This window comes from Bacteroides sp. M10 (assembly GCF_014334015.1).
Lineage (GTDB): Bacteria > Bacteroidota > Bacteroidia > Bacteroidales > Bacteroidaceae > Bacteroides > Bacteroides intestinigallinarum.
In genome coordinates this window covers 2,024,231-2,043,276 of sequence record NZ_CP060488.1, presented here as the reverse complement: position 1 = coordinate 2,043,276, position 19,046 = coordinate 2,024,231, and the positions used below count along the sequence as shown (strand labels likewise).

Genomic DNA, 19,046 nt, shown 5'->3' with positions numbered 1-19,046 from the left:
ACGGTGAGTGGTGAACGAAAAACGTTGAACAACGGATAGAAAAAAGAATTAGGATGGAAAAAGAACTTAGAATTATTATCAGTGGTGGAGGAACAGGAGGACATATCTTTCCTGCCGTCTCTATCGCAAACGCTATAATAGAGCTACGCCCCGACGCAGAAATTCTCTTTGTAGGTGCTGAAGGACGTATGGAAATGCAACGGGTTCCCGATGCAGGCTACCGTATTATCGGGCTTCCGATTGCCGGATTCGACCGCAAACGTTTATGGAAAAATGTATCTGTATTGATTAAACTGATGCGCAGCCAGTGGAAAGCACGCAAAGTTATCAAGGACTTCCGCCCACAAGTGGCGGTAGGCGTAGGCGGATATGCAAGCGGACCTACATTGAAGACTGCCGGAATGATGGGAGTACCGACATTAATCCAGGAACAAAACTCTTATGCCGGAGTGACCAATAAGCTCCTGGCACAGAAAGCAAAAGTGATTTGTGTAGCTTATGACGGAATGGAAAAGTTCTTCCCTGCAGACAAGATTATTATGACGGGGAATCCTGTCCGCCAAAACCTGACAAAGGATATGCCGTCTAAAGAAGAAGCATTGCGCTCCTTCAACTTACAGCCCGGCAAAAAAACGATTCTGATTGTAGGCGGCAGCCTGGGTGCACGTACCATCAACAATACGCTGACAGCCGGACTGGCAACCATCAAAGAAAACACGGACGTGCAATTCATCTGGCAAACGGGCAAATACTACTACCCGCAAGTGAAAGAAGCCGTGAAAGCTGCAGGCGCACTTCCGAACTTATATGTAACGGATTTCATCAAAGACATGGCAGCCGCATACGCAGCAGCCGATCTTGTGATTTCCCGTGCGGGGGCAGGTTCCATTTCAGAGTTCTGCCTGTTACATAAACCTGTTATTTTAGTGCCTTCGCCCAATGTAGCGGAAGACCATCAGACTAAGAATGCCTTAGCATTGGTGAATAAGCAGGCAGCTATCTACGTCAAAGACAGTGAAGCAGAAACAACCTTGATGGATGTAGCATTATCCACCGTCAATGACGAACAGAAACTGAAAGAACTGAAAGAGAATATCGCCAAGCTGGCTTTGCCCGATTCTGCGAGAATCATCGCACAGGAGGTTATCAAACTGGCGGAAGCAAAGAGCTGATAAACAGAAGCAAAAAACAGATAAATAGATTATCGGATTGCACACAGGTTGAAGTAGCGGTATAGCTCCGGGATCAAACGACGTAATCCGTACTAAAATAAAAAACAGAAGAAATGAATATAGAAACGATAAAATCAGTCTATTTCGTAGGTGCCGGCGGCATCGGTATGAGTGCACTTGTACGCTACTTTCTCTTCAAAGGCAAGGTAGTGGCCGGATATGACCGTACCCCTACTCCATTGACTGAAACCCTGATCGCTGAAGGTGCACAAATACATTATGAAGAAAACGTCGACCTGATTCCCGAAGCCTGCAAAGACAAGGAAAGCACGTTAGTCATATACACGCCCGCCGTTCCGCAGGAACATGAAGAAATCGTTTATTTCCGCAACAACGGATTCGAAATACAGAAACGCGCCCAAGTATTGGGAACAATTACCCATTCGAGCAAAGGTCTGTGCGTGGCAGGTACTCACGGAAAAACAACCACATCGACAATGACAGCCCATTTGCTCCATCAATCGCACGTGGAATGTACCGCTTTTCTCGGAGGAATCTCGAAGAACTACGGCACCAACCTGCTACTCTCTCAAACAAGCCCTTACACGGTGATTGAAGCAGATGAGTTCGACCGTTCTTTCCACTGGCTGTCGCCCTATATGACCGTAATTACATCTACCGACCCCGATCATTTGGACATCTACGGCACAGAACAAGCCTACCTGGAAAGTTTCGAGCATTATACCACGCTTATCCAACCGGGTGGCGCACTGATTATCCGCAAAGGCATCTCCCTGCAACCCAAAGTGCAGCCGGGCGTTCGTGTCTATACTTACTCACGTGACGAAGGCGACTTCCATGCAGAAAACATCCGCATCGGAAACGGAGAAATATTCATCGACTTTGTTGCCCCGGACACCCGTATCAACGATATTCAACTGGGAATTCCGGTTAGCATCAACATAGAAAACGGCGTAGCCGCCATGGCATTGGCACACCTTAACGGGGTGACCGATGAAGAAATAAAAAGAGGCATGGCAAGTTTCCGCGGAGTAGACCGCCGGTTCGACTTCAAGATCAAGAACGACCGTATCGTCTTTTTGAGTGACTACGCCCACCACCCCTCTGAAATCAAACAGAGCGTGTTGTCTATGCGCGAACTTTACAAGGACAAGAAGATCACAGCCATCTTCCAGCCGCATCTCTACACCCGCACCCGCGACTTCTATCAAGATTTTGCCGATAGCCTGTCGCTACTCGACGAAGTGATTCTGGTAGACATCTATCCAGCACGTGAAGCACCGATTCCGGGCGTCACCAGCAAACTGATTTATGACAATCTCCGTCCGGGTATTGAAAAAAGTATGTGCAAAAAGGAAGATATACTGAACATTCTGAAAGATAAAAACATTGAAGTATTAATCACTTTGGGGGCTGGAGACATTGACAACTATGTCCCTGAAATAAAGGAACTATTAGAAACAAAAAAATTAAGAATGAATAATGAAGAATGAAGAATCTCTATCCAGCGTATTGATGCGCAGCAATTCTTCATTCTTCATTCTTAATTCTTCATTAATAAAAAAACTATGGTAAAGAGAATCCTTCTATCCATCGTCATGCTGGTGCTTATAGCCTACCTCGCCGTAGCTATCACCGCATTCAACCGCAAGCCTGCCGACCAGACCTGCCGTGACATGGAATTGGTTATCAAGGATACCGCATACGCCGGCTTCATCACCAAAGAAGAGCTGAAAGGTATCCTTCAGCACAAAGGGATCTACCCCATCGGGAAGAAGATGGAGCGCATCTCTACCAAGTCACTGGAACGGGAACTAAGCAAACATCCGTTGATTGACGAAGCCGAGTGTTACAAAACACCCAGCGGCAAAGTATGCGTGGAAGTGACACAACGTATCCCTATTCTTCGGGTGATGAGCTCCAACGGTCAGAATTACTACCTTGACAACAAAGGAACCGTCATGCCACCGGATGCAAAATGCGTCGCTCACCGGGTAATTGTCACCGGAAACGTAGAAAAGTCGTTTGCAATGAAGGATTTATATAAGTTTGGTGTATTTTTGCATAATAATAAATTCTGGGACGCCCAGATAGAACAGATTCATGTGTTGCCCGACCAGAACATCGAATTGGTGCCGCGTGTGGGAGACCATCTGGTCTATCTCGGAAAACTGGAGAACTTTGAAGATAAACTGGCACGTTTGAAGGAGTTCTACAAAAAAGGACTCAACCGGGTAGGCTGGAACAAATATTCACGTATCAATCTCGAATTCAGCAACCAGATTATCTGCACAAAACGAGAGTAGTTGATAAGTGATAGATGATAAGTAAACAGTCTCTCTATATAGTAAATTGTAAATAGTAAAATAGTAAATAAAATAACCCTATGGCAACAACAGAATTTATCGCCGCTATTGAACTTGGTTCATCGAAGATAACCGGTGTGGCCGGAAGAAAGAACAGTGACGGAAGCATGCAGGTATTAGCGTATGCCCAGGAAGACTCTTCTACGTTCATTCGTAAAGGAGTAATCTTTAACCTGGACAAGACAGCGCAAAGCCTGACTTCAATCATCAACAGACTGGAAGGTGAGTTGAAAAACTCAATTGCCAAGGTATATGTAGGCATCGGCGGACAATCACTCCGCACCGTCCGCAATGTAGTAAGCCGCGACCTGGAGGAAGAAGCTATCATATCCGAAGAGCTTGTAAGCGCTATTGGTGATGAGAACATTGCCATCCCGGTGGTCGATATGGATATATTGGACGTAGCTCCACAAGAATATAAGGTAGGTAATAACCTGCAAGCCAATCCGGTAGGTCTGGTAGGAAGCCACATCGAAGGACGTTTCCTCAATATCGTTGCCCGTGCTTCCGTACGTAAGAACCTGGAGCACTGTTTCCAACAGGCTAAAATTGATATTGCCGACCAACTGATCGCCCCGTTAGTAACCGCAAATGCCGTACTGACAGAAAGCGAACGCCGTTCGGGTTGTGCACTGATCGACTTCGGAGCAGACACAACTACCATCTCTGTATATAAGAATAACATTCTCCGCTTCCTGACTGTATTGCCTTTGGGAGGCAACAGCATCACGCGTGACATCACCACCCTGCAAATGGAGGAGGAAGAAGCCGAACGCCTGAAAAAAGCCTACGGCGACGCCCTCTATGAAGAGGACCCCGAACAGGAAGAAGCAACCTGCAAACTGGATGATGACAACCGTATCATCAAAGTGGCGGATCTTAACAATATCATCGAAGCCCGTGCCGAGGAAATCGTTGCCAACGTATGGAACCAGATACAACTATCGAGCTACGAGGACAAACTGCTGGCAGGAATCATCCTGACAGGAGGGGCCGCCAACCTGAAGAACTTGGACGAAACCTTGCGCAAACGCAGCAAGATAGAAAAGATACGGATGGCGAAACTTCCACGCAATACGGTCCATGCCCCCAACAATATACTAAAAAAAGACGGTTCACAGAACACATTGTTCGGTCTCCTGTTTGAAGGGAACCAAAACTGTTGCCTGACTGAAACCGCCCCGCAAGCTGCTGCTCCCGTACCGCCAGTCTCCAAACCGGAGCCGGAAGTGCATAGGACCGCAGACATATTTGAAGACGACCAGGAGCTGAAGGAACAGGCCCGCCTCGCCCGCCTCAAGAAAGAGGAAGAAGAGCGTGAAGCCAAGTTAGCTGCTAAAGAAGCGGAAAAACTTCGCAAGCAAAAGGAAAAGGAAGAGAAGGAAAGACGGAAAAGAGAAGCCGGTCCGAGCTGGATTCAGCGCAAGATCGACTCGTTGACGAAAGAAATCTTCTCCGACGACGATATGAAGTGATTTATGATTTATGAATTATGATTTATGAGTTGGCTGCGCGCTATATCATAAATCATAAATCATAACTTATAAATCAAGATTCAAAAATCAGAGTTCAGAAACCAGAAATCATAAATCAGAAATCATATTATTATGGACGAGATAGTACAATTCGATTTCCCGACAGATTCACCGAAGATCATCAAAGTGATTGGTGTAGGTGGTGGTGGTGGTAATGCTGTAAACCACATGTACCGGGAAGGCATCCATGATGTAACGTTCGTTCTTTGCAACACGGACAACCAGGCATTGGCCGAATCACCTGTCCCGGTGAAACTGCAACTGGGCCGTAGCATCACGCAAGGGCTTGGAGCCGGCAACCGTCCCGAACGGGCACGCGACGCCGCCGAAGAAAGTATAGAAGATATCAGAAACCAGCTGAACGACGGCACCAAGATGGTATTCATCACCGCTGGAATGGGAGGAGGAACCGGAACGGGAGCTGCTCCGGTCATCGCCCGCATTGCGAAGGAAATGGATATTCTGACTGTCGGTATCGTCACCATCCCCTTTATCTTCGAAGGAGAAAAGAAAATTATCCAGGCACTGGACGGCGTAGAGCGCATCGCCCAGCATGTTGATGCCTTGCTGGTTATCAACAACGAACGCCTGCGCGAAATATACGCCGACCTTACCTTTATGAACGCTTTCGGCAAAGCCGATGATACTCTTTCCATTGCTGCCAAAAGCATTGCCGAGATTATCACCATGCGGGGTACGGTCAACCTTGACTTTGCCGATGTGAAAACCATCCTGAAAGATGGTGGAGTAGCAATCATGAGTACCGGATTCGGCGAAGGAGAAAATCGTGTGACGAAAGCAATCGACGATGCCCTGCATTCTCCGTTGCTCAACAACAATGATATCTTCAATGCCAAGAAAGTAATGTTGAACGTATCTTTCTGCCCGTCATCGGAACTGATGATGGAGGAAATGAACGAGATACACGAGTTCATGAGCAAATTCCGCGAAGGGGTGGAAGTGATTTGGGGCGTTGCCATCGACAACTCACTAGAAACAAGAGTAAAAATCACCGTATTGGCAACCGGATTCGGTGTGGAAGACGTTCCCGGAATGGACAGCCTGCACGCTGCACGCAGCCAGGAAGAGGAAGAACGCCAACTGCAACTGGAAGAGGAAAAAGAAAAGAACAAGGAACGTATCCGCAAGGCATACGGCGAAAGTGCCAGCAACATCGGAAGCAAGAGCCTCCGCAAACGCCGCCACATCTATCTTTTCAACACGGAAGATCTGGACAACGATGACATCATCGCCATGGTAGAAGATTCTCCCACTTATATGCGTGATAAGACTACTCTTACCAAAATCCGGACGAAAGCCGCTCTGGAAGAGGAAGTAGCCACGGAAGAAGCTACAGATGACAACGGTGTGATTACGTTCTAAACAAAGAACTAAGAACGAAAATTATAAACTCGCAAAATCAGGCTTCAGATCTAATTTTTAATCTTTAATTTTTAATTATAATAGTATGGATTTATTCGATCAAGTCAGCGAAGACATTAAAACCGCAATGAAGGCGAAAGACAAAGTAGCCCTTGAAACTTTGAGAAATATAAAGAAGTTCTTCCTGGAAGCTAAGACTGCCCCGGGAGCTAACGATATATTGACGGATGATGCTGCTCTGAAGATTATCCAGAAACTTGTGAAACAAGGAAAAGATTCTGCTGAAATCTATATCGGACAGGGTCGTCAGGATTTGGCTGACGTAGAATTAGGCCAGGTAGCCGTTATGGAGAAATACCTGCCGAAACAAATGACTGCCGAAGAACTGGAAGCTGCATTGAAGGAAATTATCGCTGAAACAGGTGCTACAAGCGGTAAAGATATGGGTAAAGTTATGGGAGTTGCCTCCAAGAAGTTGGCAGGTCTTGCAGAAGGACGTGCCATTTCTGCAAAAGTGAAAGAGCTTTTGGGATAACCTCCGGGACTTCCACAGAAGATTTTATTTTTATCTTGCACCCTACACTAACCAGAGTTTATCTATTTGATTAATAGCAGTATAAACCCGTGCAAGATACTGTTGCAGATGCGTGCAAGATGTTTTATCTTACACACATCTGCAACTTTCTTTTATAGTAGCAACACCTCTTATCTTTTGTATAGAGCATTAGTTCACAGTATAAGAACACATTGTTTCAACGTCAAAAACACTTTGTTTAGAGCCTAGAAACAAAGTGTTTCGATATAGCAAACAGCCTGTTTCAAGGCATGAAACAGTTACTCTTCCATTGTATACGACCCATTCTGTGTAGTATAAGTTGATTTTAAAGCCGTAATTATTCGATTTTATCACGAAATATCGGTGTAATAACGTGCAAATGAAGATTATTCTTTCATCGTTTGTCATGAAATCTATATCCAAGCCCCAACATCAGGTTATTAGGATCTTTAAATTTGCTCAACTGATATCCCACATGCAAAAACAAATGTCGGGTGACATAGGTTTTGAGAGCCAAAATCTGGTAAAACCCTTTTGTATCATCCCCACTGCATATCAGATTTCGCCCAATACCTGCATTGATTGAAAAAATAGGCATCACCCATTCTGCCCGGAGAGACAAACCAACGGCAAATTGTTCCCGGAAAGGAGGACGATGAAACTTTAAATCGTCCATAAAGCTTCCTTCCAGTTTATAGTCTTTAATATTGGCACTCTCGTCATACTGTGCATCCAGAGAAAGCCCGGCACGAAAATAGTTGTTAAAATTATACATCGGAGCGAAATTGAGCCCGGCAATACCAAATGAACCGGGCACCAAACTTGGTACGCCATCTTTTACAAACCCTCTTTTACGTGTAGCTCCGTATATCACCAAGTCATAGCTGATATGCGGCTTCACATAAAGGCGTTTGGGAACATCTGTGGATGCATCCTCTTCACCGAACGTACGTACCACTCCGATTCTTCCTCCAATAACATTAAGTCCCCCATTAGGATAATGTGTATTTCCATTGGAAAAATGTGTGAGATCTACACCTGCTGCCAGTTTCCACTGCGGATGAAGTTGCCAATTCAATACCAAACCTAAATTGATATATGCATTGATTTTAGAACCAATAACTTCATTCTGCGGATAGTATTGCCCGTCATATTTCTTCCAACCGAAAGATGCACCGAAATTCCACTCATAATCAAATGACAGACGAGGTGAAACTTGCATAATACGTGCGCCCTGAAAGGCATATACCGCCACGGGATTTCCCAATTCAGCGGGACAGTAGAAAGTATTATATGAAATACCTATCCCCTGATAAGCATGAGGATACAATCTACCCAAATTGGAGTCTTTGCTAAACCGGAAAGCATATTTCAAATGCAGGGAAAGTGATTGGTTAATCCTTTTCTGTTGCGCATTATCTCCTTCGAGGAAACTATTTGTCGGAGCCACATAACCGGGACGAATGTCAAAACCAATCTGATGGATAGGCGCATATTTTATGCTGTCGTGTTGCTGTTCGACTGGTTGCACAACTGTCTGTGCCTCTAACTTTCCGCCAACTGCCGAGAAAGCTAATAAGCAAATCATATACAGCAATCGTCCGGTATTCATATTTCTATTCATTGATGTTCTCGCGTTTTATGTGATAGTCTACAGGCATTTTACTTTGCAGCATACCGGTGATGATTCGTTGCTTTTTGGTTTTAGGGTGGAAAGCATAGAGAGTGTATTGCGTTTCAAACCGCTCATACTCTAACATCAAGGTGATTCTCTGAATAGTAGAAGGCGGAATGAGGATTTCTTTCTGCTCTGTATTATGGTAAGGAAAGGATTGTTTTGTAGAGATATATTGCGCCTTTTTACCATTCATCTCCAAATATCTACTCTTAATGCTCGGTATCTCTACTGTCAGATTACTTTCTCCCAATAATTGAAAAGCCTCGGGCATATAGCTTGTGAATATCACTTCATGTTGAACATCCTCATAAGGAGATAACAGATAGGGGTATGGAATGTCCCAATAGTTAGATTGTACAAAACTTCTTTGTGTCTCTATCACCTTTCCGTAAGAATACATATCTAAAGAATAAGTGATATGATCGAACACATACCTGTCCGATGGTGAAATTTCAACATATATATCTTGCGACTCATATTCGTTGCCTACTACAAGCATTAATCGAAAGTGAGTAGAACGAGCGTTCTCGTCCACCGTTATCTTCAATTCTTTAGGATTGCTGCGATCGACGGTGAAACCTATCAACTCCTCGTCGCATACAATCTTGCCCAATCCCTTCAAGTATGGGATTTGATCCGTCATTATCAGATTACCATTCTCATCAAAAACTTTATATGGATAGGAAAAGCTTTCATCGTAATTATACATCCCAAATAAATCCCAATTGGAAGATGCAAATCGGATCGTTGCGACATCACCGTTTCCGTCCAAAGTAAGTTCTGAATCGGAAGACCGGAAATCATCAACAAATACATCACCGTTACAACTATAGAGTCCCAATAGAATAAGAAAATAAGTCGTGAAGTTTATGAATGTTTTCATGTTGTTTTCTCTCTTGTCATTTCATAAGGGACAAAAGTAACATATATTTTTAGAATTCAGTATCTTGTCTGTAATCAAAAGCATCGCCGCACTGAAAAACGCCGTATTGGCCTTTCTGGATTGGAAACGAATAAAAGCAGGATAACCGTAAACGATTAAAAGCACTAATCAAACAGTTCTTTTAATACCTCCAATGATTTCAATGCCGGGAAGTCAGGCAGATGCAAACGATAATAATCATTCATAATCGTCAGGCAACGGGTACGCTCCGCACGGCTCATACCGAAAAGATGCATGGTCTCATAATTCATGCGCATCAATTGACGGAGACGGGCAGCCTCTTCAGGATTGATATAGGAAGAATGTAGTTGGGGACGAATGGAAGTGAAACAGGCATTCAATAAATCGAAGTAATCGCCGGTATGATAATCTTCCAGGTTTGGGTAAAGCCCCAGAAAACGCGAAAGACGCATCAGAAAAACCAGATGAAAATTGGCAAATCCCTCTCCACACTCATCCAGCCAAATGATAGAATGTTGCAGATAGGCGAATAACGGACAGTTCTCTGCCTCCTCCCGGATAGCCCTGTAAAGAAACTCCGACAAGAAAAGTGCCATCGAAGACTTATACGGATCATAAGGTATGGAAGAAAATGGATAAAAAGATTTCGCTTCCTTCACACGATAAAGTGTCGCATTAGGCCGATAGTCAGCCTCGAACTCGATAAAAGATAACGGCTGGAAAAGTACGGATTTCACAGCCGCTTTTCGCGAACGAGGCACTGTTACAAGGAAAGAAGCTCTGCCGAACAACTCCGTATACATATCTACAATGATAGAAGTATCATTGTATTTCAACGTATGAAGAACTATTCCTTTCGTTTTTTGCAGCATAACTGAATAACCTCATTTCCAAATCCGAAGCAAAGCTACAAAAAATACAAGGTAATCGGAGAGATTTTAAAGGCATTAACAACAAAAAAGATAACTACTTTTGTTATAGTCCCTGAATAACAAGTAAAGATAAACAAGCTTATGAAACGAAAAAGTAATAAAAACGGATTTACCGGATGCGCCAAAGCATACATCCGGAATTTACAGGAAGAAGGTCGTTATTCGACAGCACATGTGTATAAGAATGCAATTCTGTCATTCACAAGGTTCTGTGGTACTCCCAGCATAACTTTCGGGCAGATCACTCGCGATAGTTTGAGACGATACGGACAGCACCTCCACGAACATGGGTTGAAGCCAAACACTGTTTCGACCTATATGCGTATGTTGCGCAGCATCTATAATCGTGGTGTAGAAGCAGGGGTAGCCCGCTTTATCCCCCGACTGTTTCGTGACGTATACACTGGCGTAGATGTACGACAGAAAAAGGCGCTCCCGGTCAGCGAACTGCATACACTTCTCTACAAAGCCCCTCAATCCCAACACTTAATCCGTACGCAAGCTATCGCACGGTTGATGTTCCAATTCTGCGGTATGCCGTTCTCTGATTTCGCACATTTAGAGAAATCGGCATTGGAAGACGGAATCCTTAGATACAATCGTATAAAAACAGGCACACCAATGAGTCTTGAAATCCTGGACACCTCCAAGAAAGAGATAAACAGGCTGCGTAACAGCAATCCACCGAGAGAAGATTGCCCAGACTACCTATTTAATATAATGAGAGGAGATAAGAGACGAAAAGAAGAAGGCATATATAAGGAATATCAGTCAGCCCTCCGCCGATTCAACAATCAATTAAAAAGCCTGTCAAGAGAACTAAACCTAAAATCACCTGTCAGTTCATATACCATTCGGCATTCTTGGGCAACAAATGCCAAATACCAGGGAATCCCTATTGAAATGATCAGTGAATCACTAGGACATAAATCTATAAAAACCACGCAAACTTATCTGAAAGGTTTTGGTTTGAAGAAAAGAACAGAAGCCAATCAATTGAATTGTTTTTACGTAGAATCTTACAACACAAGTCATCAATAATACATAAACAACTATCTATCAGCAATCTGCCTTATCCATTACTTCTTAGGTAACGGATATAAATACTGCACAAAGATATATAAAAAGAGTATTACATTCCAAATTAATTATACATTATTTTATTCAACTTCTTTCGAAGAATAAAATAAGATATGAGAACACGAATCACTTTTAGTTCATGTTCCAACTATCTATTGCCAATCATCGGACCACTTTTTTCTGTCCGAAAGCTTCCAGAGACATATATCAATAAAAGACCACCGTCTTTTTTACTTTTCCCCCATGTGTTCCTGTCATTAAACAGGAGTTCCGTTACCTAAGAAGTAACAGATACACATAAACAAATAATTATGACACACAAACCCAATATCAGCAAAAATGAAAGGTCTGCTGCCAGCAACAGGTGGAGACATGCGGCAAACATTAAACATGGGCTAGCTATCATTGCCTTTGTTGCATGTATTCTGCCTGCTTCGAACCTTTGCGGACAAAATATAGCCATTAAAAGCAATCTGCTTTACGATCTAACCACTACTCTCAATATGGGAGGAGAAGTGCGATGTGACGATACGCATACCATCAGCCTTTCCCTCAATTACAACCCCTGGAACTTCGGAGGGAACAAAAAGATGAAGCATTTCCTGTTGCAGCCAGAATACCGTAAATGGTTTAATGAAGCATTCACAGGAAGTTTTATCGGCTTTCAGCTACACTATGCTTTGTTCAATTTTGGAGGAATGCTCCCCTGGGGATTCAGCGATGGGAAAATGCTGGGTATTGAGAACAGGCAGATTGCTCACAACAGATATCAAGGCAATCTGGCAGGTTTCGGCATTTCCTACGGTTATCAATGGATAATCAGCCCTCAATGGAATCTGGAAGCAGGAATCTCACTCGGATATGCACACCTTAACTATAAACGCTACGGACAGTCTGAAGGTGCAGCCCTATTGGAAAAATCAAGCTGCAACTACTGGGGACCTACACAAGCAGGGATATCAATTATATATTTCATCCGATAAATCAACCTAATAATAACCACATAAAATGAAAACGAAAGCATTCATATTTTTCAGCTTATTGATATGCAATCTACTCCCGGCACAAAACATTAAACTGGATATTACTCCACACTTTCTCGGAGTGCGGGCAGATTCATTACTACTCTCCATGGATGTATCGGTAGAGATAGAAAATATGGAGTCTAAAAATGCCGTCAGACTAACGCCCGTCTTAACCGGACAGGAAAGAAAAATCTTACTACCTTCCATCTTATTGAACGGCAAACAAAAACAGAAATTATATCTGCGTAACCAGATATTACGAAAAAAAAGCGAGCATAAGGAAGAGGACGCAACCTACCTCGTTGCCGGTATCGACGAAAGTCATTCCCGCACCATCGCTTACCGGACTTCATTGCCCGCAGAAGATTGGATGAACCATGCAACTCTCCTCCTTCGGAGAACAATCATCCGTCCTGAAGGTGAACAAGCGTTGAAAGATACTTTACTCATTACATCTCAACCTGCTGCACTCCCATCCTCCCAAAAGAATCCGGACGAGGTTACATCAACAGCAGAAAACACGTCGCCAACTGATACGACAACCACAAAAATGAAATATAAAGGTTCGTATGTTTCCCCGGCTACGGATGATGTAGATATACGAAATCAGAAAGAGTTGAATTTTAATCTTGAAGAGGCTAAGATTATGGCTGACGTCAATCCACAAATGTTGTCGCTCCGCGAACTCTATACCGTAGCTCTGTCGTATGCAGATAACAAAGCTAAGTTTTACCAAATTATTAACATCAGTGTCAAACTGTATCCTGTACACCCCATCGCCAACCTAAACGCTGCCGCTGCTGCCATCGAACAAGGAGACACTCAATCAATAAGCAAGTTTTTATCGATGGCTCCTCATGACAGCCTTGCTTATAAGAATTGCCGGGGTGTATATGAGCTGATGACTGGAAACACATACGAAGGCATTCGCATGTTAAAGGCTGCTAAGACAGAAGGTTCCGAAGAGGCTTCTTACAATCTGAATGTATTTTTTGAAAATAATAAACGTCCTTAACGAACAGACACAATGAAATATTTCTTATTCTTATTCCTGTTCTTATCAGTTGGTTGGCTCCACTGTCGCTCACAGAAAGTAGCAGTCAGCGTGAATACGCTTCCGGCAATAGATGGGGCTTTCGAAGCCGGAGTTTCCTATGCCATAGGAAATAAAAGCACAGTTGAACTGACCGGCAGTCTGCGACCATGGAAACGGGAAGAGAAATATGTGAACCGCTATTGGCTGATACAGCCAGAATATAAATACTGGACTTGCCAGAAGTTTAACGGCTTTTTCTGGGGTGCTTACCTCAATGGGGCACAATTCAATATCGGAGGGAAAAAACTGCCTTTCGGTATATTCGCCGGGTTGAAAAAATACAGATATGAAGGATGGCTGGCAGGTGGAGGTATCAGTGCCGGATATCACTGGATGCTGGATAATCATTGGAATATAGAAACAAGTCTGGGAGTAGGATACGATTTTATCCGCTACAAGCAGTACAACTGCGTCAAGAAATGCGCCGGATTACGAGACAAAGGTGATTATCATTACATAGGGCCTAGTAAGGCTTCAATAAGTTTAGTTTATCTATTTTAAAATAAAACAGGATGAAAAGTTTATGGAAAGTCTGGTTCTCCAGAAGAAGAAGTATCTACATACGAATAGCACGTCAATGCCGTTCTACCCCATGGAGAGTATATTATCTAGGGCATGGAGGCATCAGCAGATCAATAAAGGACATAAAGATATTGAAAGCATTGCAACAGCAAGGAATCATCTCACGAATTTATCCATGGTGAGTTATGATTGCTTTTGTTACAGATAAGGAGTCATTTAGTTATAAAATTATGAAAACAGGAGGAACTTTTATCATTGCAACCATCTTATCTCTTTTTCTTCAGGCACAGACACCTGTAGCAGGAGATGATGGCACTGTTCGAGCCACTTCCTCCAGCCTGCACAAGGCCGGGAAAGAATTACTGGTTTCTATTGAAATAGAAATCACCCGTGACTTCCTGCCCAATGAATCAATGACATTGGTACCTGTTGTCAGTGACAGTCTGGAACACCGGTTGGAATTACCAGCTATCTATATCAACAGCCGAAAACAACACATCATATTTTTGCGCGAAGCCGGCAAGAAGGAAAAAGAAGTCAAAGCATTGCAAAGAAAAAACGGAAGTCGGCAGACAATGCATTATCTGCAATCTGTACCTTTCGATAGTTGGATGAATCATGCCACTCTCTCACTCGTTGAGAAAAGCTGTGGCTGTGGGATTCCGAGTGAAGAAAATTTCACTTGTATCGCCCGTTTACACCCACAGCCAACCCCTATTCCACAACTCGTATTCTTGACTCCCCAAGTGGAAACCTCGAAAATCAGAGAAGAAAAAGGGTGCGCGTTTATTGATTTTCCTGTCAATGTGACTGCTATATACGAAACGTACAGCAACAATACAGTAGAACTGAATAAAATTATTGAAACAATCAACACCATTAAAAATGACACCAACGTTACCATCACACACATCAGCATTCACGGCTACGCTTCACCCGACGGACCTTACCGACTCAATGAGAAGTTGGCCCGTGAACGTACTCAATCTGTGAAAGAGTATGTAAATCAGCTATATGCATTCGACGGAGCGCATATCCAGACAGACTATACTCCCGAAGATTGGGAAGGATTTGAAGCTCTTCTCTGTGATACGACTTTTCAAGAGAAAGAAGCGATAATAAAAACCATAACAAGCGACATTCACCCCGACAGCAAGGAGAAAAAGTTAAAAAAGCACTTCCCTGCATTCTACGATTTTGTCCTGAAGCATTGGTTTACTCTACTTAGACATTCCGACTACACTATTGAGTATCGTGTACGCCCGTTTACTCTTGCAGAATCTCGGAAAGTCTTTACTACAAACCCTAAAAATCTGAGTCTTGAAGAAATGTTTCGTCTCGCACTTGCCAGTACACCTGGAAGCGAAACTTATAATCAGATTTTCATGACTGCCGTACAACTATTTCCCGATAATCCCACAGCCAACCTGAATGCCGCCTGCATAGCCTTGATGCAAAGAGACGTCCAAACAGCTGCCACTTATTTGGAAAAAGCTCCGGAAGTACCGGAAACAATATTAGCAAAAGGAGTTCTATGCTTTCTTAAAAACAACTATGAGGAAGCAGAGCACTTATTCAGACAAGCTCAAAAAGCAGGACTATCACAAGCGGATAATAATCTGCAATTAGTCCGTGCACTAAAATAAACACTCATTAAAACCAAATGTAAAATGAAAAGATTCAGTAAATTAATGTCACTGCTTTTATTCGCAGCAGTCACACAGTACAGTTGCATCAATGATGCAGATGTTGTCATCGCCGATGATACTCATTCAGAGTCAAATGGCAATCTCGCCTTGTTCTTCGAGATTCCAAACGTTGCCACCAGTCGAAGTGCCGAATCGTCCGGCGTTACCACCGAAGGTTCGAAAGAAGAATATGCGGTAAAGAGTCTCACTGTTTATCTATTTGACGCGACCACAAAAACGCTCAAAGATCAGCAGGAACTGAAGAACATCAACCGGACAGTTACGAGCGGTCAAAACATACAGTACACCGCCGATAAAATCACTGTAAATCCGGGAACTTATAACATCTTTGCCATAGCTAACGGAAAAGCAATCACAGGAAATATCAGCACACAAGAGGCTTTTCTGAATGCAGTTGATGCCGTTACTTACAGTGCAGGAAAAATTCCAAGTGTACCCGAAAACGGTTTCGTTATGACCAATCGTGGAGCTGCCAATCTGAACGTTGAAGTGAAGAAACCTACAGACTCCGATAAAGTGACTAGTGTATCCATCGGTCTTGAACGCGTGGTTGCCAAAGTTGAACTGACTCAAACACAAGAAACTTTCCCACTAACAGACCCATCCGGAAAGACCTACTGTACAATCAAACTGAACAATTTCAGAATGTTGAACTTGGCAACCCAGTTTTATACTTTCCGCCATACAGCAGTACTGAGCAGTTTTCAGGAACCAGATTCATATACTGATGAAAACTTCGGTGATATCAACGACAACAATGGTTATGTTATCGATCCTTATTTCTTCAAGAAAACAGTGGAGAACGCCGGGGACTTTACAAACGCCGACGGTTTCTTTGCACAAGCTCTAGTACAGTTGGATATCAACGACGGCAACTGGGCAGGCATGGCTCAAGCTAACAGTTGGTCACATATCTACTGCCTGGAAAACTGTATGTTCCTTGACGCCCAACTGAATGCATACAGCACGGGAGTTATGTTCAAAGCCAACATGGATATTGCCCCCGACCGCGTTTTCAATGAAAATGGCGATGTAGTTAGCAATCAGTCCAACTGGCCGACTAATATGTTCTACTTCAATTACAACTTTTATACCAGCGTAGATGCAATCCGTAAACTAGTCCTTAATAATTTGCCCGACGATGTCACTGACAACTCGACAACAGAAGAGCTAGCTCGATATAGTATCAAACGTTTCAAGAAAACGGAAAACTACTCTTGTTATTACAATTACTGGATCAAACACCTTGATAATAATTCTCCGGAAATGGGTGTCATGGAATTCGGTATCGTACGCAACAATATATACAGATTGTCAGTCAACAAAATTGCAGGACTCGGTAGCGGCGAACCTTTCATCGACCCGGATCAGCCGGATGAATATAAAGCCGAACTAGACATCAATTTCAATGTTTTTCCGTGGGCCGTACGTAATCAAGATGTAGAACTTGAATAAGTATTGGCCACCCGAACTAAATTTATTATAAATGCGTCCATTTTTACTCTATATTATCAGTGCCATCGCCTTGTTCTCATCCTGCAACTGGGTGAACGACGACTTGTCAGACTGCCCTTCCGGGACTTGGCTGAAAATCTCGTATACCTATAATATACTAGATGTGGACGCTGCCTCCACACAAGTAAGCGACATTACCATCCTTGCTTTCGACAAGGATGATAAATATGTGGATCGAGTGGACGTAGACAGCATTACATTACATCAAGGCTACTGTATGGTAAGAGTACCGTTTCCCGAAGGAACTTATCGTTTGCTTATATGGGGAGGGACATCCAACCACATGTACCAGCTCCCTAATCTCAAAGCTGGACAAACGGAACGAAGGTCCCTGAATATATCACTGGCATGCGATAATAAGAATCAGCCGAACAAGAAACTGAATGCACTCTTTTACAGTAGCCTTGAAAATATTACTATTAGTCAAAAATATCAGGTTATTACCGCCAATTTAGTGAAAGATACTAATTATTTCTCATGCATTCTTCAAGATGAAGCAAATGCCCCTCTAAGCCAAGAGGACTTTTCCTTTACGCTGGAATCTGCCAACGGAATAATAGACTACACAAACACACCGGTCGGTACAACTCCAGTCTACTATCTTCCATACCAGAAGGAAGTGGCTGTAATGTCCGAGCAAACTCCGGTCATCCATGCGAGATTAAATACATTACGTATCATGAAAGGAGATCAGACAACCTTATCGATCAAACATATACCAAGCGGCCAGAACATTCTTCGTCTCCCACTCACTCAATATCTGTTGTTATCCAAAATCTACAATGATATAGGTGAAATGAGTGACCAGGAGTATCTCGACCGTCAGGACTCATATACGCTTTTGTTCTTTATCCAGCCATCAGATACCGGAATTCCGCAGATATGCCCAAGAATGCAAGTTAACGGATGGATTATACGCCTGAACAACTCCGAACTGGAGTCTTAAAAACGTGTGACGAAATAGTATGTAAACAATATTTAGGTGAGATGTATTTACAAAGGCTACTGCGAAGTACCCTAGTGGGCTCTTTTGCCCTCTGCTCATGTAATGTTTCCCACTACATGTAGCGTCTTAATAAAACGATTTTTCAAAGAAAATATCGTTTTATTAAAATTGTTTGTTTTGTTTGTGTTTAGTGCATTCTGTCCAAGCGAGGAGAGAATGCACTTTTTTTTGTTACAAGAGAAATCACAAAAATAAGCAGCCTTTTTATTCCATTATAATATAATAAGGTAAATGGAAGAGAACATCTTCCAGTATTTTTCACTGGGGAGAATTTTTTTTATAAAAACTGAAACCATCTATTTTATTGAATATCAATATAAAAGAATGGTCACTTTGAAAAAAAACACATATTCAACGAAAAAAATCCTATAAATCATTTGTCAGTTTCAAAAAAGTTCCTACCTTTGCATCCGCAATCGAGAAACAAACACAGATTCGAGAAAGCAAAATGCAGAAATGCAACAACAGGATGGCCCGTTCGTCTATCGGTTAGGACGCAAGATTTTCATTCTTGAAAGGGGGGTTCGATTCCCCCACGGGCTACAA

Annotated in this window: 17 protein-coding genes and 1 tRNA gene; 15 read left to right on the top strand and 3 right to left on the bottom strand. The window is 43.0% G+C overall.

Annotated elements, in window-relative coordinates:
• The first annotated feature begins 53 nt into the window (after nt 1-53).
• The 6 genes from murG (at nt 54) to H8796_RS07325 (ending at nt 7,012) form a co-directional block, all read left to right on the top strand.
• The gene (murG, locus tag H8796_RS07350) at nt 54-1,172 is read left to right on the top strand and encodes an undecaprenyldiphospho-muramoylpentapeptide beta-N-acetylglucosaminyltransferase (RefSeq protein ID WP_117932377.1); all 1,119 of its coding nucleotides are present in this window, start codon (nt 54-56) and stop codon (nt 1,170-1,172) included.
• A 113-nt stretch (nt 1,173-1,285) separates the two neighbouring features.
• Nucleotides 1,286-2,686, top strand: a complete 1,401-nt coding sequence (gene murC / locus H8796_RS07345; protein ID WP_055235122.1) for a UDP-N-acetylmuramate--L-alanine ligase — start codon at nt 1,286-1,288, stop codon at nt 2,684-2,686.
• Between the two features lie 75 nt (nt 2,687-2,761).
• Nucleotides 2,762-3,499, top strand: coding sequence for a cell division protein FtsQ/DivIB (locus tag H8796_RS07340; protein ID WP_117932379.1), 738 nt, complete (start codon nt 2,762-2,764; stop codon nt 3,497-3,499).
• A gap of 80 nt (nt 3,500-3,579) precedes the next feature.
• Complete coding sequence (ftsA, locus tag H8796_RS07335; RefSeq protein WP_117932381.1) at nt 3,580-5,034, top strand: cell division protein FtsA; 1,455 nt, start codon at nt 3,580-3,582, stop codon at nt 5,032-5,034.
• 132 nt (nt 5,035-5,166) lie between these two features.
• A complete protein-coding gene (gene ftsZ, locus H8796_RS07330) occupies nt 5,167-6,477 on the top strand; it encodes a cell division protein FtsZ (RefSeq protein ID WP_004307359.1) in 1,311 nt (436 codons plus the stop codon).
• Nucleotides 6,478-6,562: 85 nt separating this feature from the next.
• Complete coding sequence (locus H8796_RS07325; protein ID WP_004298215.1) at nt 6,563-7,012, top strand: GatB/YqeY domain-containing protein; 450 nt, start codon at nt 6,563-6,565, stop codon at nt 7,010-7,012.
• A gap of 415 nt (nt 7,013-7,427) precedes the next feature.
• On the opposite strand, the gene H8796_RS07320 is transcribed toward H8796_RS07325, so the two are convergent.
• The 3 genes from H8796_RS07320 to recO all read right to left on the bottom strand — a co-directional run bounded on the left by H8796_RS07320 (nt 7,428) and on the right by recO (nt 10,487).
• Nucleotides 7,428-8,657 carry an acyloxyacyl hydrolase gene (locus tag H8796_RS07320; RefSeq protein ID WP_117932383.1) on the bottom strand — a complete coding sequence of 410 codons (1,230 nt, stop codon included), beginning with the start codon at nt 8,655-8,657 and terminating at the stop codon, nt 7,428-7,430.
• The gene (locus tag H8796_RS07315) at nt 8,650-9,594 is read right to left on the bottom strand and encodes a hypothetical protein (protein ID WP_117932385.1); all 945 of its coding nucleotides are present in this window, start codon (nt 9,592-9,594) and stop codon (nt 8,650-8,652) included. Before H8796_RS07315 ends, H8796_RS07320 begins: the two co-directional genes overlap by 8 nt.
• Before the next feature lie 164 nt (nt 9,595-9,758).
• The gene (recO, locus tag H8796_RS07310; protein ID WP_117932386.1) at nt 9,759-10,487 is read right to left on the bottom strand and encodes a DNA repair protein RecO; all 729 of its coding nucleotides are present in this window, start codon (nt 10,485-10,487) and stop codon (nt 9,759-9,761) included.
• A gap of 141 nt (nt 10,488-10,628) precedes the next feature.
• On the opposite strand from recO, the gene H8796_RS07305 reads away from it, so the two are divergent.
• The 9 genes from H8796_RS07305 (at nt 10,629) to H8796_RS07265 (ending at nt 19,043) form a co-directional block, all read left to right on the top strand.
• On the top strand, nt 10,629-11,588 hold the full coding sequence (locus H8796_RS07305) for a tyrosine-type DNA invertase cluster 3b (RefSeq protein WP_117932388.1): 960 nt from the start codon (nt 10,629-10,631) through the stop codon (nt 11,586-11,588).
• A gap of 350 nt (nt 11,589-11,938) precedes the next feature.
• A complete protein-coding gene (locus H8796_RS07300; protein ID WP_117932390.1) occupies nt 11,939-12,610 on the top strand; it encodes a DUF3575 domain-containing protein in 672 nt (223 codons plus the stop codon).
• 25 nt (nt 12,611-12,635) lie between these two features.
• Nucleotides 12,636-13,667, top strand: a complete 1,032-nt coding sequence (locus tag H8796_RS07295) for a DUF3868 domain-containing protein (protein WP_117932392.1) — start codon at nt 12,636-12,638, stop codon at nt 13,665-13,667.
• Nucleotides 13,668-13,679: 12 nt separating this feature from the next.
• Complete coding sequence (locus H8796_RS07290) at nt 13,680-14,249, top strand: DUF3575 domain-containing protein (RefSeq protein WP_117932393.1); 570 nt, start codon at nt 13,680-13,682, stop codon at nt 14,247-14,249.
• Nucleotides 14,250-14,260: 11 nt separating this feature from the next.
• Nucleotides 14,261-14,452: a hypothetical protein gene (locus H8796_RS07285; RefSeq protein WP_158570829.1), complete on the top strand. Its 192-nt coding sequence runs from the start codon at nt 14,261-14,263 to the stop codon at nt 14,450-14,452.
• A 48-nt stretch (nt 14,453-14,500) separates the two neighbouring features.
• Nucleotides 14,501-15,916 (top strand): DUF3868 domain-containing protein, encoded by a 1,416-nt coding sequence (locus H8796_RS07280; protein WP_117932536.1) that lies wholly within the window; start codon nt 14,501-14,503, stop codon nt 15,914-15,916.
• A 24-nt stretch (nt 15,917-15,940) separates the two neighbouring features.
• Nucleotides 15,941-17,434, top strand: a complete 1,494-nt coding sequence (locus H8796_RS07275; RefSeq protein WP_117932395.1) for an Mfa1 family fimbria major subunit — start codon at nt 15,941-15,943, stop codon at nt 17,432-17,434.
• 31 nt (nt 17,435-17,465) lie between these two features.
• Nucleotides 17,466-18,440, top strand: coding sequence for a FimB/Mfa2 family fimbrial subunit (locus tag H8796_RS07270; protein ID WP_117932397.1), 975 nt, complete (start codon nt 17,466-17,468; stop codon nt 18,438-18,440).
• A gap of 531 nt (nt 18,441-18,971) precedes the next feature.
• Nucleotides 18,972-19,043 (top strand) — tRNA-Glu (locus tag H8796_RS07265).
• Nucleotides 19,044-19,046: the final 3 nt, after the last annotated feature.